Annotated in this window: 17 protein-coding genes; 8 read left to right on the top strand and 9 right to left on the bottom strand. The window is 67.5% G+C overall.

The window, feature by feature from the left end:
• Positions 1–13: 13 nt before the first annotated feature.
• Entirely contained in the window at positions 14–1,765 is a 1,752-nt protein-coding gene (aspS, locus tag AC5P88_RS14845; protein WP_197619932.1) for an aspartate--tRNA ligase, read from the bottom strand.
• Between the two features lie 158 nt (positions 1,766–1,923).
• Here aspS and AC5P88_RS14840 point away from each other — a divergent pair, with 158 nt between their 5' ends.
• Complete coding sequence (locus AC5P88_RS14840) at positions 1,924–2,667, top strand: DUF3011 domain-containing protein (protein ID WP_495225394.1); 744 nt, start codon at positions 1,924–1,926, stop codon at positions 2,665–2,667.
• 134 nt (positions 2,668–2,801) lie between these two features.
• On the opposite strand, the gene AC5P88_RS14835 is transcribed toward AC5P88_RS14840, so the two are convergent.
• From AC5P88_RS14835 to blaL2, 3 genes are all read right to left on the bottom strand, one after another.
• Positions 2,802–3,443 carry a hypothetical protein gene (locus AC5P88_RS14835; RefSeq protein WP_049429567.1) on the bottom strand — a complete coding sequence of 214 codons (642 nt, stop codon included), beginning with the start codon at positions 3,441–3,443 and terminating at the stop codon, positions 2,802–2,804.
• A 53-nt stretch (positions 3,444–3,496) separates the two neighbouring features.
• Complete coding sequence (locus tag AC5P88_RS14830; protein ID WP_495225393.1) at positions 3,497–4,711, bottom strand: cation:proton antiporter; 1,215 nt, start codon at positions 4,709–4,711, stop codon at positions 3,497–3,499.
• Positions 4,712–4,796: 85 nt separating this feature from the next.
• Positions 4,797–5,708, bottom strand: a complete 912-nt coding sequence (gene blaL2, locus AC5P88_RS14825; protein WP_478446284.1) for a L2 family extended-spectrum class A beta-lactamase — start codon at positions 5,706–5,708, stop codon at positions 4,797–4,799.
• A 175-nt stretch (positions 5,709–5,883) separates the two neighbouring features.
• Here blaL2 and ampR point away from each other — a divergent pair, with 175 nt between their 5' ends.
• The gene (gene ampR / locus AC5P88_RS14820; RefSeq protein WP_495225392.1) at positions 5,884–6,747 is read left to right on the top strand and encodes a LysR family transcriptional regulator AmpR; all 864 of its coding nucleotides are present in this window, start codon (positions 5,884–5,886) and stop codon (positions 6,745–6,747) included.
• Positions 6,748–6,838: 91 nt separating this feature from the next.
• On the opposite strand, the gene AC5P88_RS14815 is transcribed toward ampR, so the two are convergent.
• A complete protein-coding gene (locus AC5P88_RS14815; protein ID WP_043400521.1) occupies positions 6,839–8,704 on the bottom strand; it encodes an ABC-F family ATP-binding cassette domain-containing protein in 1,866 nt (621 codons plus the stop codon).
• Between the two features lie 335 nt (positions 8,705–9,039).
• On the opposite strand from AC5P88_RS14815, the gene AC5P88_RS14810 reads away from it, so the two are divergent.
• Both AC5P88_RS14810 and ybaL read left to right on the top strand, forming a co-directional pair.
• Positions 9,040–11,427: a TonB-dependent receptor plug domain-containing protein gene (locus tag AC5P88_RS14810; RefSeq protein ID WP_495225391.1), complete on the top strand. Its 2,388-nt coding sequence runs from the start codon at positions 9,040–9,042 to the stop codon at positions 11,425–11,427.
• 237 nt (positions 11,428–11,664) lie between these two features.
• The gene (gene ybaL / locus AC5P88_RS14805; protein WP_049428477.1) at positions 11,665–13,362 is read left to right on the top strand and encodes a YbaL family putative K(+) efflux transporter; all 1,698 of its coding nucleotides are present in this window, start codon (positions 11,665–11,667) and stop codon (positions 13,360–13,362) included.
• A 309-nt stretch (positions 13,363–13,671) separates the two neighbouring features.
• Here the strand turns inward: ybaL and AC5P88_RS14800 are convergent, their stop codons facing one another.
• Positions 13,672–14,958: an O-acetylhomoserine aminocarboxypropyltransferase/cysteine synthase family protein gene (locus tag AC5P88_RS14800; protein ID WP_495225390.1), complete on the bottom strand. Its 1,287-nt coding sequence runs from the start codon at positions 14,956–14,958 to the stop codon at positions 13,672–13,674.
• A 182-nt stretch (positions 14,959–15,140) separates the two neighbouring features.
• Here AC5P88_RS14800 and AC5P88_RS14795 point away from each other — a divergent pair, with 182 nt between their 5' ends.
• The 3 genes from AC5P88_RS14795 to AC5P88_RS14785 all read left to right on the top strand — a co-directional run bounded on the left by AC5P88_RS14795 (position 15,141) and on the right by AC5P88_RS14785 (position 18,111).
• Positions 15,141–15,878 carry a winged helix-turn-helix domain-containing protein gene (locus tag AC5P88_RS14795; protein ID WP_106549590.1) on the top strand — a complete coding sequence of 246 codons (738 nt, stop codon included), beginning with the start codon at positions 15,141–15,143 and terminating at the stop codon, positions 15,876–15,878.
• The gene (locus AC5P88_RS14790; RefSeq protein ID WP_495225389.1) at positions 15,875–17,170 is read left to right on the top strand and encodes an ATP-binding protein; all 1,296 of its coding nucleotides are present in this window, start codon (positions 15,875–15,877) and stop codon (positions 17,168–17,170) included. The genes AC5P88_RS14795 and AC5P88_RS14790 overlap by 4 nt, the downstream gene beginning before the upstream one ends.
• A gap of 140 nt (positions 17,171–17,310) precedes the next feature.
• Positions 17,311–18,111, top strand: a complete 801-nt coding sequence (locus AC5P88_RS14785) for a MipA/OmpV family protein (RefSeq protein WP_106549588.1) — start codon at positions 17,311–17,313, stop codon at positions 18,109–18,111.
• A gap of 71 nt (positions 18,112–18,182) precedes the next feature.
• Here the strand turns inward: AC5P88_RS14785 and clpB are convergent, their stop codons facing one another.
• Both clpB and AC5P88_RS14775 read right to left on the bottom strand, forming a co-directional pair.
• Positions 18,183–20,768 (bottom strand): ATP-dependent chaperone ClpB, encoded by a 2,586-nt coding sequence (gene clpB, locus AC5P88_RS14780; RefSeq protein WP_106549587.1) that lies wholly within the window; start codon positions 20,766–20,768, stop codon positions 18,183–18,185.
• A gap of 181 nt (positions 20,769–20,949) precedes the next feature.
• Entirely contained in the window at positions 20,950–21,771 is an 822-nt protein-coding gene (locus AC5P88_RS14775; protein ID WP_459048207.1) for a DUF3014 domain-containing protein, read from the bottom strand.
• Positions 21,772–21,941: 170 nt separating this feature from the next.
• On the opposite strand from AC5P88_RS14775, the gene AC5P88_RS14770 reads away from it, so the two are divergent.
• Complete coding sequence (locus AC5P88_RS14770; protein ID WP_459048206.1) at positions 21,942–22,652, top strand: glutathione S-transferase; 711 nt, start codon at positions 21,942–21,944, stop codon at positions 22,650–22,652.
• Positions 22,653–22,731: 79 nt separating this feature from the next.
• On the opposite strand, the gene AC5P88_RS14765 is transcribed toward AC5P88_RS14770, so the two are convergent.
• Positions 22,732–24,336, bottom strand: a complete 1,605-nt coding sequence (locus tag AC5P88_RS14765; RefSeq protein ID WP_459048205.1) for a SulP family inorganic anion transporter — start codon at positions 24,334–24,336, stop codon at positions 22,732–22,734.
• Positions 24,337–24,416 lie beyond the last annotated feature (80 nt).

The raw sequence follows: 24,416 nt of genomic DNA, 5'->3' as shown, positions 1-24,416 counted from the left end.
CTGGATCTCCTGATCAGTTGGTCTTGGGGCGAACCTGGATGTGCACTTCGGCCAGCTGCGCGTCGACGATCGGCGACGGCGCGTCGGTCATCAGATCCTGTGCACCGGTGGTCTTCGGGAACGGGATCACGTCGCGGATCGACTCGGTGCCGGCCATCAGCGCGGCGATGCGGTCGATGCCGAAGGCGATGCCACCGTGCGGCGGCGCGCCGTAGTTCAGCGCGTCGAGCAGGAAGCCGAACTTGGCACGGGCCTCTTCGGCACCGATGCCGAGCAGCTCGAACACCGCGCTCTGCATGTCCGGACGGTGGATACGGATCGAACCGCCGCCGATTTCATTGCCGTTGAGCACCATGTCGTAGCCGCGCGAAACGGCGGTACGGGCGTTGGCGCGCAGGTCGGCGATGTCGTCCACGGCCGGTGCGGTGAAGGGGTGATGCAGGGCGACGTAACGCTGTTCTTCCTCGTCCCACTCGAACATCGGGAAGTCGGTGACCCACAGCGGCGCCCAGCCCTCGGCGACCAGGCCGAAGTCCTTGCCGGCCTTCAGGCGCAGCGCGCCCATGAAGTCGGAGACCTTGTTGTAGCCACCGGCGCCGAAGAACACGATGTCACCGTTGCCGGCACCGACGTGGGCGACCAGCGCGGCGAAGGACGCTTCGCTGAAGAACTTCTGGATCGGCGAGCTGACTTCGCCGTTGTCGGCGATCTTGATGTAGGCCAGGCCCTTGGCGCCGTACTTGGCGGCATGCGCGGCGTATTCGTCGATCTGCTTGCGCGACAGCGACGCACCGCCCGGGATGCGCAGCGCAGCCACGCGGCCCTCGGCATCATTGGCCGGGCCGGTGAACACCGGGAACTCGCTGTCCTTGACCAGTTCAGCCACGTCCACCAGTTCCAGCGCGATGCGCAGGTCCGGCTTGTCCGAGCCGTAGCGGCGCATGGCTTCAGCCCAGGTCATGCGCGGGAAGCTGGCATCCAGCTGCACGTCCACCACTTCCTTGAAGATGGCGCGGATCATGTCCTCGACGAAATCCTGCACGTCGCGCTCGCGCACGAAGGCGAATTCCATGTCCAGCTGGGTGAACTCCAGCTGGCGGTCGGCACGCAGGGCCTCGTCGCGGAAGCAGCGCGCGATCTGGTAGTAGCGGTCGAAGCCGGCCACCATCAGGATCTGCTTGAACAGCTGCGGGCTCTGCGGCAGGGCGTAGAACTCGCCCGGGTGCATGCGCGCCGGCACCAGGAAGTCGCGCGCGCCTTCCGGGGTGGCCTTGGTCAGGATCGGGGTTTCGATGTCCTGGAAGCCCTTCTCGTCCAGGTGGCGGCGCAGGGCCTGCACCAGCTTGATGCGGGTGCGCTGCATGCGCTGCATTTCCGGGCGGCGCAGGTCCAGGTAGCGGTACTTCAGGCGGGTTTCCTCGCCCGGGTTCTCGTGGGCGTGGAACGGCAGCGGCGCGGCCTTGTTCAGCACGGTGATGGCGGTGGCGATCACTTCCACCTTGCCGGTGCGCATCTTGTCGTTCACCGCGTGGCGGGCGCGCACGACGCCTTCCACCTGCAGCACGTCCTCGTAGCCCAGCGACGCGGCCACAGCGAACACTTCGGCATTGTCGACCTCCACCGTCACCTGCACGATGCCTTCATGATCGCGGAGATCGATGAAGCAGACGCCGCCCTGGTTACGGGCCACGTCGGTCCAGCCGGCGAGGGTGACAGTCTGGCCAATCAGGGTCTCGTCGACCAGGCCGCAGAAGTGGGTACGCATGGGGGGAAGCTCCGCTGGAGAACGCCGGCACCGGATGGGGGCCGGAAAGCCTCGTATTCTGCGGCCGAGGCCCCGGCTGGGGCAAATCCGGCCAGTCACACCGGCTTGATCGTCCCCCTCCCTATAGTCGGGCACCTGCCACCGTATGGGATGCCGCCATGAAACCGCTGTCCCTGGCCAGCCTGGCCGTGACCCTCAGTCTTGGTGCCCTGGGCACCCTTACCCTGCCCACCCCATCCGCCTCTGCGCAGAACGGGGTGATCCGCTGCGAAAGCCAGAGCAACCGCGAACGGGTCTGCAACACCGGCTGGCGCGGCGCGCAGCTGGTCCGCCAGTTGTCTGGCAGCCCCTGCGAGGAAGGCCGCACCTGGGGCAGCCGCAATGGCAGCATCTGGGTCACCAACGGCTGCCGCGCCGAGTTCGTCGAGGCCCGTGGTGGCTGGGGCGGCGGCAATGGCGGTGGCTGGGGCGGCAACAACGGTCGACCCGGCGAGACCATCCGCTGCGAAAGCCAGAACAATCGCGAGCGCAGCTGCCCGGTCGGCTGGCGCAATGCCCGCTTGGTCCGCCAGTTGTCCGGCAGCCCTTGCGACGAGGGCCGTACCTGGGGCGTGCGCAACGGCGCGGTGTGGGTCAGCAATGGCTGCCGCGCCGAATTCGCCGAGGCCCGCGGCTGGGGTGGTGGTGGTGGCGGCTGGGGCGGTGGCAACAGCAACTATTCCGTCACCTGTAGCAGCAACAACAATCGTTCGCAGACCTGCGACTGGGATGATCGCCAGGGCCGGCCGGTGCTGCAGCAGCAGCTGTCCGGCAGCGCCTGCCAGGAAGGCCGCAGCTGGGGTTACTCGCGCGGCCAGGTGTGGGTGAGCAACGGCTGCCGCGCGCGCTTCGGTACGCGTTGAGTTGCGGGGTCGGATCCCTGGCCAGCGGCCAGGGCTCTGACCCCGGCCAGGCATCCCGCATCCACGCATGGCGTGGATCTACTGGCGATCTTTCCGGGGTCGGAGCCCTCCGCAGGAGGGATCCGACCCCGTGATCACGGTGCGGGCGCTTTGTCGTCGCCCCAGGGCGGCGGCGGCAGATCGACCGGCTTGCTCAGGTCGAACTGCACGCGGAACCGGCGGCCCTCCGGGCGCGTCAGCTCATAGACGAACGTCTGGTCAGGATCGATCTCCATCGCCCAGGTGTTGTGCGTGGAAGCCAGCATGTCGGCACGGCGGAACATCGCCACCGAATCGGCATCGGCCGGGAACTGCTGACGTTCGGCAGTTCCCGGCGGCGTGCTGTCGCCACCGTACAGGGTGATTGCGTCGGGGCTGCCGTCTTCGTGGCGATGGTCGTGTTTCAGACGCAGCCCGTTCGGCGTGCGGGTCAGCACCCAGGTCCGCGAGTGGTCATCACCGACATGGAACGGGATGCGCAGCTCATGCGCCGGATCGGCGCAGCCGCGCACATGCATCACCAGGCGCTGCCCGGCGAACGGATCCTTGCCGGTCGGTGCCGGCGTGTCCTCCACCACCTTGCCGGCGTAGGCCTGGCCGCAATGTGCGGCGATGGCGGCCATGAACGCATCGGCCGGTGCGGTCGCCAGATCATGGGCGACCGTATCGGAGCGCTGCGTGCACGCAGCGAGGCTGAGCAGGAGGGCGGCGGTAGTGGCAACGGCAATCGGTCTCATGCCCCAACCCTAACGGCCATGGCCGATGGGCGCAAACCGCGCGCCAGGTCCGCTCAGCGCTCGGCAGACGGTGCTGCCGGCAGTGCTTCGGTCGCCGCCACCGGCGCGGCCTCGCCCTCGCCGGCTGGCTCCTGCTCCACCGGATCGACATCGAACGGGGTGCGGAACACCAGCGACGGCAGCAGCGTGGTCAACGCGGCATACAACAGCAGCGCGCCGAACAGCACCGCCGGAATCTGGAAGCGCTCGCGCATGATCGCCGCCAGCACCAGGGTGAAGATCAGCGTCGGTGCCAGCGCCAGCGAGACCCGCAGGCTGCTGCGGAAGCTCTCGCCGAACATCACCCGGCGCTGCAGCCAGACCACGCCGATGCGCAGCGGCAGCACTACCAGGGTGATCACGATGCCCAGCCCCAGCGCCTCGAAGGTGAGCGCTTCACTGGGCACCTTGGTACCAGCGTTGAAGAAGTAGAACGGCACGAAGAACGAGGCGAACAGGCGCAGCGCGTGCAGGTTCTCGTGCGAGGCCAGCAGCGGCATGCGCTGGTGCAGCAGGCGCGCGACCAACCCGGCGATGAACGCACCGACCAGGTAATACACTCCCAGCAGGTAGGTGATGTAGGCCGCCACCATGCCCACCATCACCAACAGCGAGAATTCCGAGCCGGGCGCGTGCGGCGCCACCCAGCGTCCCAGCGCGATGAACAGCAGCGGCAGGCCGACCATCATCGCCAGCAGGGCCAGGCTGGACAGCGCCATGTGGCCCGGGTCACCGGCCTGCAGCACGATGAACAACGCCGCCAGCGCCAGCAGCTCGCCGGCAATGGCCTTGCTGGTCACCCAGAACCGCTCGTCCTCGCTCAGGCCCAGCCGCGACAGCGAATCCATGATGAAACCGGTGGAGGGCGTCAGCAGCGCCAGCGCCAACAGGCCCGCAGCCTGCCACGGCAGCCCCGCATAGCACCAGGCCAGCCAGCCCACGCCGAACAACGTCGCACTGCGGATCACCAGGTGCGCCAACAGCGGCCACATGCCACGACGCAGCGCCTGCAGGTCCACTTCCAGGCCCGCGAACAGGAACAGCGAGGAAATACCCAGCGTGGCCAGCAGGCCGATCACCGCATCGTGGGCCTGGTCGCCCAGCCAGAGCATGCCGATGATGCCGAACAGCAGGCAGGTCAGTGGTGCGGGCAGGCTGAAGCGCTGCAGCGCGCGCGGGATCACCAGCAGCGCGAAGATCAGCAGCAGGTAGATCAACTCATGGCTCATCGGGGTCTTCCGTGGGGTTCGAACGCGCGCAGGATGCGCGCGCCGAACCGATCCGGCAAGCCACGATTGAATGACCCCGGTTACCTCATCCAATCAGTCGATCGGCGATCCGGCCCACCTGGGCCAGCACCAGGGCACGCTGCTCGTTGCTGATCGCGCCGGCCTGCAGATAGGCGGTCAGCACCCACGGCGCGCCGCCCGCGCGCGGCCACAACACGGCGATGTCGTTGCGCGCGTCCTCGCCATTGCTGCCGGTCTTGTCGCCCACCCGCCAGCGCTTGCCCAGGCCCGCACGCAGGCAGGCATCACCGGTTTCATTGTCGATCAACCAGTCGGCCAGCTGCTGGCGCGATGCCGGTTGCAGCACTTTCCCCAGCACCACACGCTGCAGCGAAGCAGCCATCGCCGCCGGCGTGGTGGTGTCGCGCGGGTCGCCTTCGGCGAAGCTGTTCATTTCCGGCTCCAGCCGGTCGCTGCGGCTGACCGCATCGCCGCTGGCGCGCAGGAACGCGGTGACCGCCGGCGGGCCGCCGACCACACCGAACAACAGGTTGGCAGCGGTGTTGTCGCTGGTGATGATGGTGGCCCGGCACAGATCGCGCACGGTCATGTCCTTGCCGGCATGGCGGCGGGTCACCGGTGCGTGCGAGAGCAGGTCGGCCTCGCGCACCGGCACGCGCCGGTCGAGCAGCGCAGGGGCGCGCTCGGCCTGGCTGAGCACGGTCGCGGCCAGCATGCTCTTGAAGGTGCTGCACATCGGGAAACGCTCGTCCTGGCGATGGCCGACGCGGCGGCCACTGGTGGTATCGAGCAGGGTCACGCCCAAGCGTCCTGCGCAGGCCTTCTCCAGCGCGGCGAAATCGCTGGTGGCGGTGATGGCGGTATCGGTCGGGGCCGCGGTGGAGGTCGCGCCCGCCGCACGTGCCAGCAACGGCAGGGCGAGCGAGGAAGCAACAGCGGCACCACTGAACTGCAGGAATCGGCGACGGGCGAGCATGCGGGGTTCTCCTGGGGACCGTTCGATTATTGGCGCCACCCTCCGGGCACGACCAGCGCAAAAAATCATCGCAAGGCATTAGATTAATTCATGCTTGTCGCATTCAACACCGTAATTGACGGCACTTACAGATAACGGGTTACGATCAGCCATCACTCCAGCTCACGACTGCGCAATGCTGCACCCCACCCTGCCGCTGAACGCGCTGCGTGCCTTCGAAGCCGCCGCCCGCCACCAGAACTTCACACGGGCCGCACTGGAGCTGTGCGTCAGCCAGGCGGCGCTGAGCCATCAGATCCGTGGCCTGGAAGATCGTCTCGGCATCCGCCTGTTCCATCGCCTGCCGCGCGGTGTCGCCCTCACCGATGAGGGTGCGGCGCTGTATCCGGTGCTCAACGAATCGTTCGAGCGCATCTCGGCCAGCATCGCGCGTTACACGGGCGGACCTGCGCGTGAGGTGCTGACCCTGGGCGTGGTCGGCACCTTCGCCACTGGCTGGCTGCTGCCACGACTGGCTTTGTTCGAGAGCGCGCATCCGGACATCGAGCTGCGCCTGCAGACCCACAACAACCGCATCGACCTGGCCGGCGAAGGGCTGGACCTGGCGATCCGCTTTGGTGATGGCGACTGGCAGGGCCAGGCATGCACGGCGATCCTCGATGCGCCGTTTGCGCCGCTGTGCGCGCCGGCGCTGGCACGGCGCCTGAAGCAACCGCGTGATCTGGGCACGCTGCCGCTGCTGCGCTCCTACCGCAGCGACGAGTGGCCGCGCTGGTTGCAGGCGGCGGGCGTCAGTGGCGTGGAAGCGCGCGGGCCGGTGTTCGATTCCTCGTTGACGGTCGCGATGGCGGCCGCCGGTGGCGCCGGTGTGGCGCTGCTGCCGTTGTGCATGTTCGAGCAGGAACTGGCCGAGGGACGCCTGCTGCAGCCGTTCGGCACCACGCTGGACCTGGGGCGTTACTGGCTGACACGGCTGCGCTCGCGTGCCGAACGTGAGCCGGCCAAGCGCTTCCGCGAGTGGCTGCAGGCGCAGGGATGAAACATAGGCGACGTGGGTAGCGCCGGGCCATGCCCGGCGAGCGCAACGGATCGGAAAAGCCGCCGGGCATGGCCCGGCGCTACCGGTGGAATCAGGACTCCAGCAGTTCCATCCAGGCCGCTTCGGCCTTTTCAAGCTGGGCGGCAGCGGTTTCGCGGTCACGGCCAATCACGGCCATGCGCGTGGCATCGGCATAGTTGGCCGGGTCGGCCAGCTGCCGGTCCAGTTCGGCCAGTGCGCCTTCCAGCTCGGCCACCTTGGCTTCGGCGGCAGCCAGCTTGTGCGGGTTCACCGGCTTCTTCTGCACCACCTGCGCCACCGGCGCGGTCTTGACCACCACCGGCTCTTCCACCTGCTCCATGCGCGCCTTGGTGCCCTGTGCCTGCGGGCGGGTACGCAGCCAGGCGGCGTAGGCATCGAGGTCGCCGTCGAACGGCTCGACCACGCCATCGGCCACGCGCCAATAGGTATCGCAGACCAGGCCGATCAGGTGGCGGTCATGCGAGACCATCACGATCGCGCCCTCGAAGGTGGCCAGTGCTTCGGCCAGCGCTTCGCGCATTTCCAGGTCAAGGTGGTTGGTCGGTTCGTCCAGCAGCAGCACGTTCGGCTGCTGCCAGGCGATCAGTGCCAGCGCCAGGCGTGCGCGCTCGCCACCGGAGAAGCCATCGACCGGCTCGAACGCGCGGTCGCCCGGGAAATTCCACTTGCCGAGGAAGTCGCGGAACGACTGGTTCGGCGCATCCGGGGCGATCTCGCGGAAGTGCTCCATCGGCGACTGGCCTTCGTGCAGCGACTCCACCGTGTGCTGGGCGAAGTAGCCGATCTTCAGGTCCGGGTGCGCCATGCGCTCGCCGACGATCGGTGCCAGTTCGCCCACCAGGGTCTTCACCAGGGTGGTCTTGCCGGCGCCGTTCGGGCCGAGCAGGCCTATACGCTGGCCCGCTTCCAGGCCGAAGCCGACGTTGTGCAGGATCACCGCGTCCTTGCCGTAGCCGGCCTCGACGTGGTTCAGGCGGATCAGCGAGAACGGCAGCTTGGCCGGCGGCGCGAACTCGATGCGGAACTCACGCTCGGCGCGCACGGCTTCGGTGCCGGCCAGCTTGGCCAGGCGCTTCATGCGGCTCTGCGCCTGCGCGGCCTTGCTGGCCTGCGCCTTGAAGCGGTCGATGAAGCTCTGCAGGTGGGCGCGCTCGGCCTGTTCCTTCTCGTGCGCGATCTGCTGCTGGCGCAGCTGTTCGGCGCGCTGGCGCTCGAAATCGGTGTAGCCGCCCGGGTAGAGCTTGGCGCCGCCACCGTGCAGGTGCAGGGTGTGGGTGGCCACGTTGTCGAGGAACTCGCGATCATGCGAGATCAGCAGCAGGGTGCCCGGGTACTTCAGCAGCCACTGTTCCAGCCAGTACACCGCGTCCAGGTCGAGGTGGTTGGTCGGTTCGTCCAGCAGCAGCAGGTCGCTGGGCATCATCAGCGCGCGCGCCAGGTTCAGGCGCACGCGCCAGCCGCCGGAGAACGAGGACACCGCGCGATGATGGGTCTCGGCCGGGAAACCGAGGCCGTGCAGCAGCTTGCCGGCGCGCGCTTCGGCATCGTAGGCATTGAGCTCGGCCATCTTCGTGTGCGCCTCGGCCACCGCTTCCCAGTCTTCGCGGGCGGTCGCCTCGGCCTCGGCGGCCAGCACCGCGGCCACTTCGATGTCACCGCCCAGCACGAAGCTCAGCGCCGGGTCCGGCAGCGACGGGGTTTCCTGCGCCACGCTGGCGATACGGACCTTGCCGGGCAGGTCGACGTCCCCCTTGTCGGCCTCCAGCTCGCCCTTCACCGCCGCGAACAGGCTGGACTTGCCAGCACCGTTGCGGCCGACCACACCCACCCGGTAACCGGCGTGCAGGGTCAGGTCGACATTGGACAACAGCAGCCGCTCGCCGCGGCGCAAGGCGAAATTACGAAGGGAGATCATCGGGGGAGGGGTCCATATAACCGAATGGAATGTGCTGGTGAGCACTGTTCCTGCGACGCAATTCTAGCGTTAACGAATACTTGACGCGCCCCGGGATGCGCGGCGGCAGGCCAACTCTCTCCCTCGTCGGCCCCGCGCAGCCCCCGGGCCCCACCTCCCGCCGCTGCCCTCTGCCGCTAAATGGTTGCTGCTGCAACGTTTTTTCCTGTTGCAACCATTTGACAGGCACTGAATATCCCGTTAATTCCTGCCTTGCGCACCGCAACAACCGCCGTCCGCCTCACGTCCGTGATGTCGATTCCGGTGCCGCCCCCGCCAACCGGAGCCCCATCCCGATGACCCACAAGACCAGCCTGATCGCCGCCGCCGTCGCTGTCGCACTCGGTGGCTCTCCGTTCGTTGCCGCTGCCCAGCAGGCCGGCACCGCCGCCAACACCCTGGACACGGTGATCGTCACCGGCACCCGCGTGGCCGACCGCACGGTCGCCGAGTCGCAGTCGCCGATCGACATCATCACCCCCGAAGCCCTGCAGTCCACCGGCACCAGCGAACTGGCCACGGCGCTGTCGCGCGCCCTGCCCTCGCTGAACTTCCCGCGCCCGGCCCTGACCGACGGCACCAGCGGCGTGCGCCCGGCTCAGCTGCGCGGCCTGTCGCCGGACCAGGTACTGGTGCTGGTCAACGGCAAGCGCCGTCATACCTCCGCGATGATCAACGTCAACGGCAGCATCGGCCGTGGCTCGTCGGCAGTGGACATCAACGCCATCCCGATCGCCGCCATCGAGCGCGTGGAAGTGCTGCGCGACGGCGCGTCGGCGCAGTACGGCTCGGATGCCATTGCCGGCGTCATCAACATCGTGCTCAAGGGCAGCGGCAGTGGCGGCAGCCTGGCGGTGGACTACGGCCAGTACTCGGCCGGCGACGGCAACAAGTACCAGCTCTCCGGCGATACCGGCGTCGAGTTCGGCAACGGCCGTGGCCGCGTGCACGTGGCCGGCCAGATCAGCCAGCAGGACGAGAGCAACCGCGCCGGCCCGTACCGTGGCACCACGCCGAACACCGGCAACTTCCCGAGCATCGGCCAGACCACCTTCATCGTCGGCGACCCGCGCGTGGATGCCACTGCGGCCTCGGCCAACGCCAGCTTCGACTTCAGCGACCACGTGACCGGCTACGCCAGCGCCCTGCTCAGCAACCGCGACATCACCTCGTTCGCGTTCTACCGCTCGCGCAACCACAACGGGCAGACCGCGCTGCTGGCGCAGACCTACCCGGACGGCTTCGTGCCGGAGATCAACCAGTACTCGAAGGACCGCTCGCTGGTGGCCGGGGTCAAGGGCAACACCGACAACGGCTGGACCTGGGACCTGAGCCTGAACCACGGCGAGAACACCCTCGACTTCCACACCCGCAACAGCATCAACTACAGCCTGGGTGCGACCAGCCCGCGCTCGTTCTACGACGGCACGCTGAAGTACCAGCAGGACATCTTCAACGCCGACCTGACCAAGTCGCTGGACTGGGGCCTGGCCTACCCGGTCACGCTCTCCTTTGGTGGTGAGTACCGCAAGGAGAAGTGGGACCAGAAGCCCGGCGAGCTGAACTCGTACACCGGCAGCGGCGCGCAGGGCTTCGGTGGCTTCACCCCGACCAATGAAGTGCACGCCGACCGCCACAACTACGCCGTCTACGCCGGCCTGGAAGCGGACCTGACCGAGAAATTCTCGGCCGGCATCACCGGCCGCTACGAGGACTACTCGGACTTCGGCGACCGCTTCTCCGGCAAGCTGTCGGCGCGCTATGCGTTCACCGACAAGGTCGCACTGCGGGCAACCGCGTCCAGCGGCTTCCGCGCGCCGTCGCTGGCGCAGCAGGGCTACCAGGCCGTCACCAGCCAGTTCACCAACGGCGTGTTCGTCGAACGCGGCACCTTCCCGACCACCAGCGCGGCCGCACAGGCGCTGGGCGCTTCGCCGCTGAAGGCCGAGACATCCACCTCCTACAGCCTGGGCCTGGTGCTGCAGCCGGTCGACCGCCTGTACATCACGGTCGATGCGTACCAGATCGACATCGACAACCGCATCGCACTGTCGTCCAGCATCACCACCAACGCCGCCAGCAGCGCGCTGCTCTCCAGCCTCGGCCTGCCGCAGGTGACCGCGTTCTCGTACTTCACCAACGGCCTGGATACGCGTACCCGTGGCGTGGACTTTGTGTCCAGCTACACGGTGCCGTTCAGCGCCAGCAGCCTGGAGCTTACCGCGGCCTACAGCCTCAATGACACCGAAGTGCGCCGCGTCGGTGGCACCCCGGCGGTGTTCGGCACGCTGGGTCTGAATCAGTCGCTGATCGGCCGCGACGAGATCGGCCGCATCGAGGACAGCTACCCGCGCGACAAGGCGATCCTGAGCGGCACCTGGCGTTCGGACCACTGGGAACTGGGCCTGGCCGCCACCCGCTACGGCAAGTTCACCGTGCGCAACTCGGCCACCGCGCTGCGTGACCAGACCTACGGCGATGCCTGGGTGGTGGATGCTTCGGCCAGCTACAAGCCGAGCAGCAACTGGACCCTGACCGTGGGCGCCGACAACCTGCTGGACAAGTACCCGGACCGCACCGAAGACCTGCAGAACTCCACCTTCGGCATGCTGCCGTACAGCAACTACTCGCCGTTCGGCTTCAACGGCGCGTATGTGTACGGGCGGATCAAATACACCTGGTAAGCGGTATCGGTAGCGCCGGGCCATGCCCGGCGCAGCTCTGGTAGTGCCGGTCGCTGGCCGGCATCCCCTCGCCGCGTCTGGAGGAGAGCCCCTTCCTGTTGAAGGGGCGCGCCGAAGGCGGGGGTAGAGGAGAAATGCGCGGGCAAACCCGCCGGCCACGGCACGTGCCCGGCGGGTTTGCCGTATCTGGCCTCATCGGTGAAAATCGGGGCATCCCCCCGATTTCTGCGAGTGCCGATGCACCATGACACCGACCTGATCAACATCGTGGCCGTTGGCCTGGGGCTCGCCTTCATCTTCGGCGCGCTGGCCAACAAGCTGCGTTTGTCTCCGCTGGTCGGTTACCTGGTTGCTGGCATCTGCGTAGGACCGTTCACCCCCGGCTTCGTCGCCGACCAGGCGCTGGCCAACCAGCTGGCCGAGCTGGGCGTGATGCTGCTGATGTTCGGCGTCGGCCTGCACTTCTCGCTGAAGGACCTGATGGCGGTCAAGGCCATCGCCATTCCCGGTGCCATCGGCCAGATCGCGGTCGCCACCCTGCTCGGCTGGGGCGTGGCCTCGCTGATGGGCTGGCCGGCCATCCATGGCGTCATCTTCGGTTTCTCGCTGGCCACCGCCAGTACCGTGGTGCTGCTGCGGGCGATGGAGGAGCGGCGCCTGCTGGAGACCATGCGCGGCAAGATCGCGGTCGGCTGGCTGATCGTCGAAGACCTGGCCTGTGTGCTGGCACTGGTGATGATGCCGGTGATGGCCGGCGTGTTCGGCCCCGATGCGGCCAAGGAATCGCATTCGCTGGGCAGCGTGCTGGCCGACATCGGCTGGACCTTCGTGCAGCTGGGCCTGTTCGTGGCGGTGATGCTGGTGGTCGGGCGCCGGGTCATTCCGTGGATCCTGGAACGCATCGCCGGTACCGGTTCGCGCGAACTGTTCACTCTGTCGGTGCTGGCGATCGCGCTGGGCGTGGCGTTCGGCTCGGCCATGTTGTTCGGTGTCTCGTTCGCGCTGGGCGCGTTCTTCGCCGGCATGCTGCTCAACGAATCGGAGCTGAGCCACAAGGCCGCGCACGATTCGCTGCCGCTGCGCGACGCATTCGCGGTGCTGTTCTTCGTCTCGGTGGGCATGTTGTTCGACCCCAACATCCTCGTCCAGCATCCGTGGCAGGTGCTGGCCACGGTGCTGATCATCATGTTCGGCAAGTCGGCCGCCGCGTTCTTCATCGTGCGCGCATTCGGCCATCCCACCAGCACCGCGCTGACGATCTCGGCCAGCCTGGCGCAGATCGGTGAGTTCGCTTTCATCATCGCCGGCCTGGGCGTGGCGCTGCAGATCCTGCCGAAGGAAGGCCAGTCGCTGGTACTGGCCGGTGCGCTGGTGTCGATCATGCTCAACCCGCTGGTGTTCGGCCTGCTCGACCGTTGGCAGGCCAAGCAGGAACAGCAGCCGCAGCCGGCGGAGCCGGAAGAGGCCATCGGTCCCTCGCGCGACCTGCGTGACCACGCCATCGTGATCGGCTATGGCCGGGTCGGCAGTGAGCTGGCGCAGGTGCTGCGTGATCGCGGCGTGCCGGTGCTGGTGATCGATGACAACAAGGAACACGTCGAACAGGCGCATGCCAAGGGCCTGGCGGCGATCCGCGGCAGCGCCGCCGCCGACCGGGTGCTGGCCGAGGCCCATCCGGAACGCGCCAAGATCGCGGTGCTGGCGATTCCGCAGCCGCTGGAAGCCGGTGAGGCGCTGGCAAAGCTGCGCGCCATCAACCCGGACCTGACCCTGCTGGCACGTGCGCACAGCGATGCCGAGGTGAAGCATCTGCTGGAGCACGGCGCCGACGGCACGGTGATGGCCGAGCGCGAGCTGGCCTATTCGCTGGCGGAGATGATCATGTCGACGCCGCCGTACCGGAATCTGGGGCAGCACAGCATTCCGGTGGTGTGACTGCTGTTGGTAGGTATCGACCTTGATCGGCCCGGTAGATCCACGCCATGCGTGGATGCTGTTTGATGAACTGCCGGAATGTTCGATTCCGAGGGTGATCCATCCACGCATGGCGTGGATCTACCAGGTCTGATGCCGACCGTCGGCACATGGGGCCGGCCTCCGAAAACATGAAAAATCCCCGGTCGACCCGCATCGACCGGGGATCTGGATCGCCACGTTGCCACGCCTTGGAGAGGCAGTTCCACCGTAGCGCATCGCGCGGCCGGTGGTGATCGCCTGTGGCGATATGCACCAAGCGCGCGGCTATCAGGCGCTGGCCAGGGCCTGCTCCAGGTCCGCGCGCAGGTCGCCGATGTGCTCGATGCCGATCGACAGCCGCACCGTGTCTTCGCTGACGCCGGCCTTGGCCAGTTCAGCTGCGTCCAACTGGCGATGGGTGGTGGACGCCGGATGGGTGGCCAGCGATTTGGCGTCACCCAGGTTGACCAACCGGGTGAACAGCTTCAGCGCATCCAGGAAACGCGCGCCGGCCTCGCGCCCACCGGGCAGGCCGAAGGTCAGCACGCCCGAGCCGTGGCCACCGAGGTAGCGCTGCGCGGCGGCATGCTCGGGATCATCCGCCAGCCCGGCGTAACGCACCCAGGCCACCTTGGCGTGCGCCTTCAGGAACTGCGCGATGGCCAGTGCGTTGGCGTTGATGCGCTCCATGCGCAGTGCCAGCGTCTCGATGCCCTGCAGGATCAGGAACGCATTGAACGGCGACAGCGCCGCACCGGTATTGCGCAGTGGCACCACCCGCGCGCGGCCGATGTAGGCGGCAGGGCCCAGGGCCTCGGTGTAGACCACGCCGTGGTAGCTGGGGTCGGGCTGGTTGAGGCGGGCGAAGCGCTTTGGCTGCGCAGCCCAGTCGAAACGGCCCGAGTCGATGATCGCACCGCCCAGGCTGTTGCCGTGGCCGCCCAGGTACTTGGTCAGCGAATGCACCACGATGTCGGCACCGTGCTCGAACGGGCGCAGCAGGAACGGCGTGGCCACGGTGTTGTCGACGATCAGCGGCACGCCGGCCGCGTGAGCGACTTCGGCGATGGCGGCGATGTCGGTGACATTGCCACGCGGGTTGCCGATCGATTCGACGAACACCGCCTTGGTGCGCTCGTCGATCAACGCGGCGAACGCGGCCGGATCGGCCGGGTCGGCGAAACGCGCCTGGATGCCGTACTGCGGCAGCGTATGCGCCAGCAGGTTGAGGCTGCCGCCATACAGCGCGCTGGAGGCGACGATGTTGTCGCCGGCCTCGGCAATGGTCTGGATGGCATAGGTGATCGCGGCCTGCCCCGAGGCCAGCGCCAGTGCGCCGATGCCACCTTCCAGGGCGGCCAGGCGCTGCTCCAGCACGTCGGTGGTGGGGTTCATGATGCGGGTGTAGATGTTGCCCGGCACCTTCAGGTCGAACAGGTCGGCGCCATGCTGGGTGTCATCGAAGGCGTACGCCACCGTCTGGTAGATCGGCACTGCCACCGCGCGGGTGGTCGGGTCGGGACGGTAGCCGCCGTGCACGGCCAGGGTTTCCAGTTGCCACTGCGGGTCGCTCATTGCACCAGGCTCCATCCGGGGAAACCGCCACCATAGGCCAGGCGCAGCCTAGCACTGAGAGCCACTGGCGATGACGTGCGTACCGGCGGTTATCAGGTTGGCCGGGATTCAGGCAGCCGTCATGGGCCGTTGCTAGGCTTCGCCGCCGGGCGCTCCTGCCCGGGCACGGAGGCCCCACGCGCATGCAGCCATCCCCTTGGACACCCACCGCCAACGGTACGCCGACACCGGTCCTGCTGGTGGAGGACGATCGCCGCCTGGCCGAACTGGTCAGCGACTACCTGCACGAACATGGCTTTGCCGTGCAGCACGTCGCCCGTGGCGACCAGGCCGGCGCGGCCTGCCGCCAGCATGCGCCGGAACTGGTGGTACTGGACCTGATGCTGCCCGGCCTCGGTGGCATCGACGTGTGCCGGCAGATCCGCAGCTTCTCCGACGTACCGATCCTGATGCTGACCGCCTGCGAGGACGACATCGAACAGGTGCTGGGCCTGGAATCGGGCGCCGATGACTATGTGCACAAACCGATCGAGCCGCGCTTGCTGCTGGCCCGCCTGCGCGCGCTGCTGCGCCGCCGCCACGGCAGCAGCAACACCGGCACGCCCTGCCGGCTGATGCATGGTGAACTGCTGATCGACCGCATGCAGCGCGACGTACACCTGCACGGCCAGCCGGTCGAGTTGGGCACCACCGAATTCGAGATCCTGTGGTTGCTGGCCAGCCAGCCCGGGCAGATCCTCTCCCGCGACCAGATCCTGCAGGCGGTGCGCGGCATCGGTTTCGATGGCCTGGACCGCAGCGTCGATGTCAGCATCGGCAAGCTGCGCCGCAAACTCGGCGACGATGCGCGCGAACCGCGGCGCATCAAGACCGTGTGGGGCCGTGGCTACCAGTTCAATCCATCGGCCTGGTCGGCGTGAAGCGGCTGTTCCTGCGCCTGTGGCTGCTGGTCGGCGCCAGCTTCCTGATCACCCTGCTGCTGATCAACCTGATCTTCGACCGCATCTACCTGCCCACCCAGCAACGGATCTTCGCCGAACAGGTGCGTGGCCAGCTGTACGCGCTGCGCCAGGGGCTGCAGGGCAAGGATGACGCCGCACAACAGCAGCAGTTGGCGCAGTGGCAACCGCATTACGGTATCGCGTTGGCGTTGATGCCCGCACCGCCACCGATCACGGCGGAAGAACGGCAACAGCTGCAACGCAACGGGATGATCGCCCGGCAGAAGTTCGAGATCGTCTGGGCGCCGTTGGATCCTGCACGCCCCGACGGTCGCTGGCTGCAGCTGCATCTGCCTGGTGAACCGCCCACTTCGCTGTACCTGACGCTGGTCGCGTACTCGGTGATGCTGGCGCTGTTCGGGCTGTGCCTGTATGCGTGGTCGCGCGTGCTCTGGCGCGACCTGGACGCGCTGCGCCTGCATGCCGACCGCATCGGCGCCGGCGACCTGCAGGCACGCGCGCAGGTCTCGCCGCGCTCGCAGATCCGGGTCATCGTCGAACACTCCAACCGCATGGCCGCGCGCGTGGCCGAACTGGTGCAGCGCCAACGCGACCTGACCCATGCGATCTCGCACGAACTGCGCACCCCGATCGCGCGCGTGGCCTTCGGCCTGGACCTGATGCAGGACAGCGATGATCGCGAACGTCGCGAGCGACTTGCGCAGGGACTCCACGGCGACCTGGCCGAACTCAACCGGCTGGTCAGCGAACTGCTGGCCTATGAGCGGCTGGAACACCCCAGCGAAGGCGAGCCGCTCCAGCGCATCGAAGCCAACGACTGGCTGCAGGCCTGCCTGGCCGATGTGCGTCGTGACGCCGAACGCGCCAGCCTGGTGCTGCGCGTGCTGCCCAGCGCGCTGCCGCGCGTGGACGCCGAGCCGCGCCTGCTGCAGCTGGCGTTGAGCAATCTGGTCGGCAACGCGCTGCGCCATGCACGTTCACAGGTCGAGGTCTCGCTGGTCGGCGTCGACGGCCGCGCCTGCCTGCGCGTGGATGACGACGGTCCCGGCATCGCTGAGTCCGACCGCGAGAAGGTGATCCGTCCGTTCACCCGCCTTGACGACAGCCGCAGCCGCGATACCGGCGGCTTCGGCCTGGGCCTGGCCATCGTCAGCCGCATCGCCACCCGCCACGGTGGTGAGCTGCACGTCAGCCGCGCCACGCTGGGTGGTGCACGCCTGGAAATGCACTGGCCGCTGGCTGCCAGCTGAACGCCCGAGGGCGCGATTACAGTTGATTACAACTCCCGCACAACTGCGGAGGGATCGGTCGCCGGCATTTCGCCACGCTGGCGACCCTGCAGCGCACGCCGGATGCGCGTGCTGCCTTCCTCCCATTGCCGAGAGTTTCCATGTCCCAGCTTCGCCGTTCCCCCACCCTGCTCTGCCTGGCCCTGCTGCCGCTGTTCGCGGCGCCGATCGCCCATGCCAAGGATGATCACTGGACCTTCGAAGTCGCCGCTGGCGGTGGCGTGACGCCGCGCTACAGCGGCAGCGAGGAGTACCGTGCAGCGCCATCGCTGTCCTTCGATGTCACCTCGCCGGGGGGCTGGTTTCTGGGCACCAGCGGCATCGGCTGGGGCACGTCCATCGGCGAACACACGCGCGTGCGTGCCTATGTCGGCGCCAGTGGCATCCGCAAGGACAAGGACTCGCTGCTTGGCGGCTCGGACTACCTGCGCGGCATGGGCGATATCGATACCCGTCCCCTGGTCGGCGTCTCGGCTGGTTATACGTTGGGCGAAGCCGTGCTGAGCGGTTCCTGGCAGTTCACCCGCAAGGATGAGGACAAGGCCGAGAACGGCCTGGCCACCCAGCAGGTGCACTTGAACCTGACCATGCCGCTGTTCGACCTGGCCGGCGGCGTGGTCAGCGGCAGCGTCTCCACCGACTACGGCAACCGCGGCTACATGCAGACATGGTACGGCGTCAGCCCGGAACAGGCGGCGCGTACCGGCTTTGCCGAACACAAGCCGAAGGCCGGCCTGGTCAGCGCCGGTGTCGGCCTGAAGTGGAGCCACCGCGTGGGCCGCAACGGCAACTGGTACATCTCGGCCGAAGGCACGCGCCTGCTTGGCGATGCCGCCGACAGCCCGATCGTGCAGAAGCCGAACCAGTTCGGGTTGATGAGCGGGTACACGCACCGCTTCTGAGAAGGCGCCGGGCATGGCCCGGCGCTACCGGAGAAAACGAGGCGCTGCGATCAGGCAGCGCCCCGCGTGATTCACGCCTTGGCGAACACCAGGTGACCGCCGTCGTTGCCGACTTCGATGGTGTCGCCGTTGACGAAGGCCCCGGACAGGATCTTCTGCGCCAACGGGTTCTCCAGCTGCGCCTGGATCGCACGCTTCAACGGGCGCGCACCATACACCGGATCGAAACCGACGTTGCCGAGCAGGTCGAACGCTGCATCGGACACCACCAGCTTCAATCCGCGCTCGGCCAGGCGCTTTTCCAGCCCACGCATCTGGATGCGCGCGATCTGCTTGATCTGCTGCTTGTCCAGCGGATGGAACACCACGATATCGTCCAGGCGGTTGATGAATTCCGGACGGAAGTGCGCCTGCACCACGCCCATCACCGCCGCCTTCATCTGCGTGTAGGCCTCCGGGCTGTCGTCGGCGCTCATGTCCTGGATCTGGTGCGAGCCCAGGTTCGAGGTCATCACGATGACGGTGTTGCGGAAGTCCACGGTGCGGCCCTGGCCATCGGTCAGGCGACCATCGTCCAGCACCTGCAGCAGGATGTTGAACACATCCGGATGCGCCTTCTCCACTTCGTCGAGCAGGATCAGCGAATACGGGCGGCGGCGTACCGCCTCGGTCAGGTAGCCACCTTCCTCGTAGCCGACGTAGCCCGGGGGCGCACCGATCAGGCGGGCGACGCTGTGCTTCTCCATGAACTCGCTCATGTCGATGCGGATCATCGCGTCGGCACTGTCGAACAGGAACTCGGCCAGCGACTTGCACAGCTCGGTCTTGCCCACGCCGGTCGGGCCGAGGAACAGGAACGAGCCGGCCGGACGGTTCGGATCGGACAGTCCGGCACGCGAGCGGCGCACCGCATCGGAGACGACCTTGATCGCTTCCTCCTGGCCGACCACGCGGTTGTGCAGCACCTCTTCCATGCGCAGAAGCTTGTCGCGCTCGCCTTCGAGCATCTTGTTGACCGGAATACCGGTCCAGCGCGAAACGACTTCGGCAATCTCCTCGTCGGTCACGCGGTCCTGCACCAGCTTGAAGTCCTTGTGCTCGGCTTCCTGGGCGGCGGCCAGCTGCTTTTCCAGCTGCGGCAACAGGCCGTACTGGATCTCGCTCATCCTGGCGAAATCCTGGCGGCGCTGCGCGGCCTCCAGTTCCAGCCTGGCCTGCTCGACCTGCTCCTTGATCTTCGTCGCACCCTGCAGCGCGGCCTTCTCCGACTTCCAGATTTCATTGAGATCGGAGAACTCGCGCTCCAGCGCCTCGATGTCGTTCTCCAGGTCGGCCAGGCGTTGCCGCGAGGCTTCGTCCTTTTCCTTCTTCAGCATCTCGCGCTGGATCTTCAGCTGGATCACCCGGCGCTCCAGGCGGTCCAGCTCTTCCGGCTTGGAGTCGATCTCCATGCGCAGGCGCGAAGCGGCTTCGTCCATCAGGTCGATGGCCTTGTCCGGCAGCTGGCGGTCGGTGATGTAGCGGTTGGACAGCGTCGCGGCGGCGACGATGGCCGGGTCGGTGATCTCCACGCCATGGTGCAGCGCGTACTTCTCCTTCAGGCCGCGCAGGATCGCGATGGTGTCCTCCACCGACGGCTCGCCCACGAACACCTTCTGGAAGCGGCGCTCCAGCGCGGCATCCTTCTCGATGTACTTGCGGTACTCGTCCAGCGTGGTCGCGCCGATGCAATGCAGCTCACCGCGTGCCAGCGCCGGCTTCAGCATGTTGCCGGCATCCATCGCGCCATCGGCCTTGCCAGCGCCGACCATGGTGTGCAGTTCGTCGATGAACAGGATGATCTGGCCTTCGTTCTTGGCCAGGTCGTTGAGCACGCCCTTCAGGCGTTCCTCGAACTCACCGCGGAATTTGGCACCGGCGATCAGCGCGCCCATGTCCAGCGACAGCACGCGCTTGCCGCGCAGGCCCTCAGGCACTTCGTCGTTGATGATGCGCTGGGCCAAGCCCTCGACGATGGCAGTCTTGCCCACGCCGGGTTCGCCGATCAGCACCGGGTTGTTCTTGGTCCGGCGCTGCAGCACCTGGATGGTGCGACGGATCTCTTCGTCGCGGCCGATCACCGGGTCGAGCTTGCCGCTCTCGGCGCGCGCGGTCAGGTCGATGGTGTACTTCTCCAGCGCCTGCCGCTGTTCCTCGGCATTCTCCGACTGCACGTTCTCGCCGCCACGCAACTTGTCGATGGCCGCCTGCAGGCGGGTCTTGTCGGCACCGGCGGCGCGCAGCGCCATGCCCAGCGTGCCGCCATCGTCCAGCGCGGCCAGCACGAACCACTCGCTGGCGATGAAGGCATCCCCATGCTGCTGGGCCAGCTTGTCGGTCTGGTTCAGCAGGCGCCCCAGGTCATTGCCCATCGAGACATTGCCGGCCTGGCCGGACACCTTCGGCAGCGCGTCCAGCGCCTCGGTCAGGCGCTCGCGCAGCACCGGCACGTTCACCCCGGCCTGGGCCAGCAACGGGCGCGTGCTGCCGCCCTGCTGGTCCAGCAGCGCGCTGAACAGGTGAACCGGTTCGATGATGCTGTTGTCGCGGCCCACGGCCAGCGACTGTGCGTCTGCCAGCGCCTGCTGGAAACGCGAGGTGAGCTTGTCCATCCGCATTGCGAATCCTCATCGGTCATCAGGGCCGGCCCGCGCCGGCGATGCTGGAAAGATGCGGTTGCCCCACCCGGTTTCAAGGGTGGCTGCGACTGCACCCCGAGGCCAGTCAGCCTGCGGCCAGCATGCCGGAGCGGGTGTGGTCGGCGCGTTGATCCGGATCAGTCATGCGCGGTGGACGAGTTCAGCGGGTGATCGCGGTGCGGATCGCGCGCAGCTGCTGCTTGACCGCCCGCGCCTGGGCTGCATCCATCCGCAGCAGCGCCTTCTGCCCGATCGAGCGCGACTGCAGGGTGGGATCGACAAAGCGGTAGCGGCCGCGTTCATCGCGCTGCACCACTGGGGGCTGGGCCAGTTCCGGGGTGTCCAGCAGGTGGTCGATCACCGCGACCAGGCGGTCGTTGAAGTAGCCCTCAGGCCGGCCCAGGTCCACATAGGCCTGCTGGATCAGCGGATAGAAGCGCTTGTAAGCGGTAGCCGTGGCCGCCGGGTCCAGCGCAGTGAACGCCTGCACGTAGGGCGCATAACGCGCCGCGTTGCTGGCGGCGATGCGTTCGCCACCCTCACCGGGCTCGACCTGCAGGTTGCCCGGCAGCGGCCGCGCGGCCAGCGCAGTCGGCGGCACGCTGGGCTTGTCCAGGTTGTCGACCTGGGTGACCAGGCGCTGGATCAGGTGATCGCGCAGCAGCAGGGTCAATGGCCCCTCGCCCTGGAACAGCTGGCTCAATGCACCCCAGGCGGCCGTATCGCTGTCAGCCAGCTTCGGCAGCGCCGGATCGGCTGCGGCCTCGGTATCCAGCGGATGCTTGATCGCGGGCGGTGCTGGCGCGGGTTCTGCGGCCGCCTGCGGTTGTGGCGGCGCGCTGGTACTGGCGGGGGATGATTGCACCGGCACCGAAACACCGTCTGCCAGGCTCTTCAGCTGATCGCGGAACAGCCAACCGCCCGCGCCACCGATCACCACCACACCCAGCACCCACGGCCAAACCGCCTTTCCACTCTGCATGATGCAGCACCTCGTTTCACACGCATGTAGAAGGTGTGACCCCGCCGATTCCAACGGGTTCCCCACCTGTTCCGCTGCCGTTCGGGTTCGGGCCTGCAGCAAAACCGCGCTCACGTCTGCTTTGCACGCTCCGCGCGAGGCTGTAGGTCTTGTCCTGTGGAGGCACTGCCATGCAGTACGCGCTGTATTACTGGACCGGCATCCAGGGCCGTGGCGAGTTCGTGCGGCTGGCACTGGAAGATGCCGGCGCCGACTACATCGACATGGCGCGGGTGCACGGCGATGCAGTGATGCAGCCGTTCCTCGACGGTGGCAGCGAAGGTGCGCAGCCCTTCGCACCCCCATTCCTGAAGGCCGGCCGCCAGGTCATCGCGCAGGTCGCGGCCATCCTGGATTTCCTCGGCCCGACGCTGGACCTGGTGCCACAGGCGGCCTCGCGGCGGATGCAGGCGCTGCAACTGCAGCTCACCATCGCTGATCTGGTGGCCGAGGTGCACGACACCCACCACCCCATCGCGGCCTCGAAGTATTACGAAGAACAGAAGACCGAAGCCAAGGCGCGCGCTGCGTCCCTGCGCGGCGAGCGGCTGCCGAAGTACCTCGGCTACTTCGAGCAGGTGCTGGCGGCCAATAGCGGCCGCCATGCACTGCGCGAGCATTCGTATGTGGATCTGTCGCTGTTCCAGCTGCTGAGCGGGCTGGATTACATGTTCCCGCGCCGCATGCAGGCACTCGGCCCCACCCTGCCCCTGCTGCGTGCACTGCAGGAGCGGGTGGCCAAGCGACCGAACATCGCCGCCTACCTGGCCTCGGAACGGCGGCTGGCGTTCAACACCAACGGCATCTTCCGGCATTACCCGGAACTGGATGGAGAGCGGTAGTGCCGGCCGCTGGCCGGCAACCACACGATGCGTCTGCAGCCCACCGCGTTGCCGGCCAGCGGCCGGCACTACCGTGGGGTCAGCTGCTTTCACCCAGCGACTGCACCGGCTGCTTCTGCAGCGACAACAACCCCAGCAGCAACGCCAGTGCCACGTAGGCACCAGCGAACTGCCAGCTGATGATGCGCGCCAGGCCGTCCAGGTCCCACGGCAGGTAGATGCCGCCGCGCGGGTCCACCGAGTGGATCAGGCCGAACAGGGTCAGCAGCGCCGCCACCAGCAGGAAGCCACAGGCGCGACGCAGGCGGCCGTCGACCATCGCCGCCACCGCCGAGATCCACAGCATCGAGGTGATGATGAAGCCATTGCCGAGGGTGAAGATCACCGCCAGCTCCGGCAGGCCATGCCCGTCGAGCTTGGTCAGCAACTGCGGCAGTTGGTCCGGTGCAATCCAGCCGGGTGCCTTGATCGCCAGCAGGTAGGCCACCGACGGCAGGAAGCCGAACACCATCGCGCCGGTATGGTGACGCGGCGTGGCCTGAAACGCCTGCGTGGTGATGTCGATGGCCACGTACACGATGATCGGTGCCAGCACTGCCAACGGCAGCCATTGCACCAGCCCGGAGATGATGCCGAGCATGCCCCCGATGCCGACGAACAGGCCGGTCAGCAGCGTATAGCCGCTGCGCGCGCCCATGTGCTTGTACGCCGGCTGGCCGATGTACGGCGTGGTCTGCGCAACGCCGCCGCAGACACCGGCCACCAGCGTCGCCACCGCTTCCACCAGCAGGATGTCGCGGGTGCGGTAGTCATCGCCGGCCGCACGTGCGCTCTCTGACACGTTGATGCCACCGACCACCATCAGCAGGCCGAACGGCAGCAACAGCGGCAGGTAGGTCATCGCCGTGGGCAGGCCCTCAAGGAAGCCCAGCGTCGGCAGCGGCAGCACCACCTGCGGCGGCACCCACTCCGGCACGTGGAAGCCCGGCGCGCCCAACCCGACCAGGCCGAGGCCGTAATACAGCACGGTGCCGAACACGAAGGCCAGCAGCACACCCGGGCCACGCACCGGCAGCTTGCCCTTGGCGATCAATACATACAGCAGCAGGCCCAGCGTGGTGAAGCCGACCAGCGGCGAGCGCAGCGTTTCCAGCAGCGGCAGCAGGCCCATCAGCACCAGCGCGATGCCGGCAATGGAGCCCAGCAGCGCCGCACGTGGCAGCGCGCGGGTAACCGCTTCGCCAAAGAACGACAGCACGAACTTGAGCACGCCCATGATGACCAGCGCGGCCATGCCCAGCTGCCAGGTGGCGATTCCCGCCGCATGCGGGTCCATGCCCTGCTGCTTGAAGGCGATGAAGGCCGGGCCGAGCACCAGCAGCGCCATGCCGATGCTGGTCGGTGCATCCAGGCCGAGCGGCATGGCGGTGACATCATCGCGGCCGGTACGCGCGGCCAGCCGGCGTGCCATCAGGGTGTACAGCAGGTTGCCGACCAGCACGCCGAAGGCGGTGCCGGGGAACATGCGGCCGAACACTACATCGGCGGGGAACTGGAAGATCCCGACCAGCGCCATGGCGATGAAGCCGAGAATGGAGAGGTTGTCGACGACCAGGCCGAAGAAACCGTTGAAGTCACCGGCGACGAACCAGCGACGTGGTGCGGCGGAAGCGGGAGCGGACATGGAAGGGGGGGTGGGGGTGGGGACCGCCGATGGTAGGCCCAGCGGGGCCGGCGCGCCAATTCCGTCGTGGAATGATGGGT

Source organism: Stenotrophomonas sp. YJH_SMC_8 (assembly GCF_059371315.1).
The sequence above is the reverse complement of the archived record's forward strand: the minus strand, read 5'-3'. Positions and strand labels throughout refer to the sequence as shown.